This window comes from Streptomyces glaucescens, from assembly GCF_002154375.1.
Taxonomy (GTDB): domain Bacteria; phylum Actinomycetota; class Actinomycetes; order Streptomycetales; family Streptomycetaceae; genus Streptomyces; species Streptomyces glaucescens.
Genome location: NZ_MUND01000206.1, coordinates 1 through 4,988 on the forward strand (window position 1 = coordinate 1; position 4,988 = coordinate 4,988).

The window sequence follows — 4,988 nt, forward strand, 5'->3', positions numbered from 1 at the left end:
GACGAGGACGGGCCCGCCCCGGCGGGCCCGTCCTGGTCGGGAGGGGGCGTCAGCCGGCGTGGACGAAGTCCCGCACGTGCTTGACGAACTCCTCGGCCCGTTCGGCGATCACCGCGTGACCGGCGTCGATCTCCACGTAGGAGCTGCCGGGCAGCGCGGTGTGGAGGTCGCGGGCGTTCTGCACCGGGATCGTGCCGTCCTGCGTGGAGCCGATGACCAGCGTCGGCGCCTGGATCTTCGGCAGCAGGTCGCGGATGTCGGCGCGCAGGTTGAGGTCGATGTGGCGCAGGGTGCCGGGGGTCGGCTGCATCAGGCCGATCATGCCCTCGACGGTGTCGCGGCCCAGCGAGTTGAGGAAGGCCGGGCTGAACGCGGTGAAGGTGGCGTAACGGGTGAACGCCGCCGTGTTGTCCGCGATGTCCTGCCACGTCGTCATCATGTTGTGGATGTAGACGTCGTCAGGGCCGCTCCAGCCGTTGACGAGGATCAGCCGGCGCACCAGCTCGGGCCGGGTCGCCGCGACGGTGGCCGCGACGAGCGAGCCGAGCGAGAAGCCGAGCAGGTCCACGGGGCCGTCGGCGGTCTCCTCCAGGACGGCGGCGACCTGCCCGGCGAGGACCTCCAGGGTCAGCGGGGCGCCGTCGTCCTCCGCGGAGGCGCTGCCGGAGTACTCGGGCAGGATCACCGTGCTGCGGTCGGCGAACTCGTCGATGAGGTGGTCGAAGATCAGCGACCCGGGGCCGGTGCCGTGGACCAGCGCCAGGGCCGGCCCGGTGCCGGCGACCCGGTAGGGGATCTTCGCGTCGCCCACGGTCAGGGTGCCCGTGGTTACCTCGGCCATTGCATTCTCCTTGGGTGTGTGGGGGTGGGTGGTACGGGTGCCGACAATGGCGTCAGCGGAAGTCGGCCGCGTGGTCGGCGGCCCACTGGGCGAAGTCCAGCGGGCGGCGGCCGGTGATCTCCTCGACGGTGCTGGTCAGCGGGCCCGGGACGCCGTTGGAGGCGGCCCAGTAGCCGAGGACGGCGTCCATGGCCCAGTCGACCGTGACCTCCTTCAGCTGGATCCGCGCCTCCTCGAGGCCGATCTCCTCGAAGCGGACCGGGCGGCCGATCGCCTCGCCGATGAGTTCGGCCTGGCGGCGCTGGGTGATCTGCTCCGGGCCGGTGAGGAAGTAGGCCTTGCCCTCGTGGCCGGGCTCGGTGAGGGCGGCGACGCCCGCCGCGGCGATGTCCTTCTCGTGGATGGCGTCGCAGTACGACTCGGGCATCGGGAAGCGGACGACACCGTCCTCGCGGATCATCCGGTCCCACTGCCACATCAGGACGTTGGTGGCGAAGTGCGCCGGGCGCAGGAACGTCCAGGGGATCCCGGAGGCGGCCAGCGGCTCCTCCACGGCCAGGTGCATGTCGGCGATGGGCTTGCGCACCGGCAGGCCGATCCACTCGATCACCGTGTTGGAGGACAGCAGCACGATCTGCTCCACGCCGGCCTCGCGGGCCGCCGCGATGAACTCCGCGGCGCCCTGCGGGACGGCGTACAGGAAGACCTTGCGGACGCCCTTCAGCGCGGGCCGCAGCGTCTGCGGGCGGGTCAGGTCCAGCGCGGCGGTCTCCACGCCGGCCGGCACGGTCAGGCGGCGCGGGTCGCGGGCGGCGGCCCGCACGGGCACGCCACGCTCGGCCAGTCCGGCGACGACATGGCGTCCGACGTGCCCGCCGGCGCCGGTGACGAGGACGGTCCCGGGTGTGCTCATGACGGCCTCCGCTCGGTGTCCGCCGTGCTCCTCGCCCCCCGCGGGCGGGAGAAGCGGCGGGTGACGGGACGCTCGACCAGGGCGTACAGCGCCCAGGACAGCAGCACGGTGACGGCGGCCCCGGCGACGATCAGCGCGATGCCCGCCGGGACGGAGTAGGTGCGGTCGCCGAGCCATTCGCGGCCCTGCTTCAGGACGATGAAGTGCAGCAGGTAGAAGGCGAACGAGATCTCACCGAGCCAGGTCATCGCCCGGTTGCGGAACGGGCTGAAGGAGCCCTCGACGTCCCGCCCGGCGGTCGCCGCGATCAGCAGGATCACCGGGATGACGCACGTCGCGCGCTGCCCGTACAGATACGGCAGCCAGAAGCTGAGCGCGTAGCCGCCGGCGAGCAGCACCGCGGAGACGGTCATGCCGGGGCCGCGCCAGCGGCCGGCCAGCACCAGGCGCGCGACCAGGATGCCGAGCGCGAAGTCGAGCAGCCGCACCGGCGGCAGGATGTAGCCCGCCCAGTACTGGAGTTCGGAGGTGTCCTCGCCGGGGATGAGCGGGGTCTCGGCGAGGAACAGGTCGGCCAGCACCGGGGTGGCGATGACCGCGATGAGGACGGCCGTGGTCCAGTACTTCAGCCGGTCGGCGGGGATCCTGCGGATCCCGGCGTACAGCAGCGGGAAGGACAGGTAGAACACCGCCTCGGCGGCCAGCGACCAGCTCGGCGGGTTGACGCCGAAGTTGATCCAGAAGTCCGGCACCCACACCTGGAGCATGAACAGGTTCGCGACGGCCTGCGGCACCGTGGTGGCGGCCGAGGCGAACACGATCAGCGCCAGCGCCCAGGCGATCACGTAGTTCGGGTAGATCTTCACGAAGCGGCGGCGCCAGAAGGCCCGCGCCGTGTCACCGGGGCGCGCCGACCAGGTCAGCACGAATCCGCTGAGCACGAAGAAGAAGCTGACGCCCAGTCCGCCGGCCTGGGCGACGGCCTGGTAGAAGTCGCCGTTCAGCTCGGCGTCCGCGAACAGCCCCATGAAGGAGGCGTGGTACGCGAAGACGAGCAGGGCGGCCGGGAAGCGCAGCCCGGTCAGCGAGTCGAGGCGGGTGAGCCGGGTGCGGCCGGCGGCGGATCCGGTGCCGGATCTCGCCGGGGCGCCCGGCGGATCGGCCAGGGCTATCGGGTCTGGTGACACGGTTCTCTCATCTCTCAGCTTGCTGAGCCGCGTATCGCGCCGTCCGGTGACGGGTCACGGTCGCGGATCACGGTCTTGGTACGCATCAGGAACTCGCCGAGCCAGCCGTCGTGCGGCACGCCGGGCCGGATCCAGTACGTGGGGTGGTCGCCGAGATAGACGTTGCTGATCGTCGGCTCCTGGAGCAGCCGGTCGACGAGGTCGTCGTCGCCGGTGAAGGCCGTGAGGACGAGGCTGTGGCGCAGTGGGGCGACGCCCGCCTCGCGCGTCCAGGGGCCCACCCAGACGCAGGGGAAGGGGAGTTCGACACCCGCCTGCGGGGCGTCGGGCCGCGACAGCCGGTGCACCGCCGGGCGCAGTACGGCCCCGCCGCCGGGGAGTTCCTCGACGACGCCGTCCCCGCCGAGGTGGGCGACGGTGCCGCGGGCCTGGTTCAGCAGGTACGCCTCGATGGCGCGGGCGCCGTCGACGGGCTGCGCGGGCAGCACCGCCTTGGGGTCCTCGGGCGGCAGCGCGGGCAGCGCGGCGAGCCGCTCGGCGAGGGCGTCGGCGAGCGGCGCCGGGTCCCCCTCGACCAGCACGGTGGTGGCGTTGATGCAGGCGACGCCGCCCTGGTGGCTGATCGAGTCGACGATGGTGTCGAGGTGGTCGCGCCAGTCGGCGTCGGCGGTGACGAGGATCTTCGACCGGCCGGGACCCTGCGGGAGCACGGTGCTGCCCGCGTACTTGCGCACCACCTCGTCGCCGCCGTACACGAGGCCGTAGTCGGCGCCGCGCAGGATCTCGTCGGCGGCGTCGTGGTCGGTGGGCAGCAGCACGATCTGGTCGGTGCCGAACCCGGCCGCGCGCAGCGCCGTCACCAGCCGGTGCGGGGTGAACGGCTCGCGCCGGGAGGGCCGTACGGCGATCCGGTAGCCGAGCGCCAGGGCCTCCAGCCACAGCGAGTGCGGGCCGGGGTGGTTGCCCGCGGCGTGCACGGCGAACACGTCACCGCGCCGGGTCCACACGGCGCTGCCGTCGGTGGTGGCCCGGTCGCGCCAGTCGGCGACGGCGCCGGCGGGACGCGGCTGGGCGGCCATGTACTCCGCCTGCTCCGCGGCCTCCACGATGGCGTCGGTGGCCGCGTGCACCACGCCCAGCGGCACCCCGGAGACGCGGGCGACGGTCTGCCGGTAGGCGGCGTAGTCCAGCCCGGCGACCGTCTCGTCCTCGAAGATCCGCGCGGCCCGGGCGAGGGCCGCGATCCGCTCGGCGAACGGCAGCGGCCCGGCGCGGTGCAGGGCCGCCATGGTGCGGGTCACGAACAGCTTGGGCACGAGGCCGAGACGGGCCACCGGGCGGCCGGCCACATCGTGCAGGGTGACCCGGTTGCGGGCGGCGAACGGGCCGTTCGGGCCGAGCGCGTCCAGCTCGATGAGGGTGCGCTCGGTCAGCTCCGGTTCGGCCATCAGTAGACCCCTTCGATCACGGTCTCGTTGTCGAACTCCTGCACCGGCGCGATGTCGGCGACCGAGTCCCCGGTCTGCCTGGCATCGGCGGCGCGGACCCGCAGCGCGGTGTCCCGTTCGAGGTTGTCGGGCAGGAACAGGCTCTTGCTGACGTGGTGCATCAGCACCTGGCCCCGCTCGCCGTACGGCACCGGTTCGGCGGTCTCCGGGTCGATGACGGAGAACGTCATGTACGGCGAGAACGGGTCGTACACGCACGGCTCGTCGTCGGTCAGGCCGGGCCGCTCGCTGGCGTTGCCGAGGATCATCGTGCTGCCGTAGCCGCTGTACAGCAGCGCGTCCGGGAACACCTCGGTGCGGTACAGGTGGCGGGTGTCGGCGTCCATCTGGGTGCCGACCCAGTTGATCGCGCGCACCTTGTCCTCGATCAGCTTGGCCAGGTCCTCGCGCTGCGCCAGCCGCTCCAGCACCGGCGGGGTGCACATCAGCACCCCGATGTCCTGGGTGCGCAGCACGTACGCCACCTGGTCGACGATGTGCTCGGCGTAGGCGCCCGCCGCGGCGCCGTCGCCGCCCGCGATCAGCTTCTTCACCCAGCG

At 72.6% G+C, this 4,988-nt stretch carries 5 protein-coding genes; all 5 read right to left on the minus strand.

Annotated elements, in window-relative coordinates; genetic code table 11:
* Positions 1 to 49: 49 nt before the first annotated feature.
* A complete protein-coding gene (locus tag CCN42_RS15405) occupies positions 50 to 841 on the minus strand; it encodes an alpha/beta fold hydrolase (protein WP_086736224.1) in 792 nt (263 codons plus the stop codon).
* Between the two features lie 52 nt (positions 842 to 893).
* Positions 894 to 1,754, minus strand: a complete 861-nt coding sequence (locus tag CCN42_RS15410) for an NAD(P)H-binding protein (RefSeq protein WP_086736226.1) — start codon at positions 1,752 to 1,754, stop codon at positions 894 to 896.
* Positions 1,751 to 2,941 carry an acyltransferase family protein gene (locus CCN42_RS15415; protein ID WP_169731460.1) on the minus strand — a complete coding sequence of 397 codons (1,191 nt, stop codon included), beginning with the start codon at positions 2,939 to 2,941 and terminating at the stop codon, positions 1,751 to 1,753. Before CCN42_RS15415 ends, CCN42_RS15410 begins: the two co-directional genes overlap by 4 nt.
* A 14-nt stretch (positions 2,942 to 2,955) precedes the next feature.
* Positions 2,956 to 4,389, minus strand: a complete 1,434-nt coding sequence (locus tag CCN42_RS15420) for an aldehyde dehydrogenase family protein (RefSeq protein WP_086736230.1) — start codon at positions 4,387 to 4,389, stop codon at positions 2,956 to 2,958.
* On the minus strand, positions 4,389 to 4,988 hold a 600-nt coding region (locus tag CCN42_RS15425), incomplete at its 5' end, for an AMP-binding protein (RefSeq protein ID WP_143661917.1). The genes CCN42_RS15420 and CCN42_RS15425, both read right to left, overlap by 1 nt.

Bases quoted from the DNA above. Each gene is read 5' to 3' on its own strand.
- CCN42_RS15405 (WP_086736224.1), bottom strand. From the start codon at position 841: ATGGCCGAGGTAACCACGGGCACCCTGACCGTGGGCGACGCGAAGATC.
- CCN42_RS15410 (WP_086736226.1), bottom strand. From the start codon at position 1,754: ATGAGCACACCCGGGACCGTCCTCGTCACCGGCGCCGGCGGGCACGTC.
- CCN42_RS15420 (WP_086736230.1), bottom strand. From the start codon at position 4,389: ATGGCCGAACCGGAGCTGACCGAGCGCACCCTCATCGAGCTGGACGCG.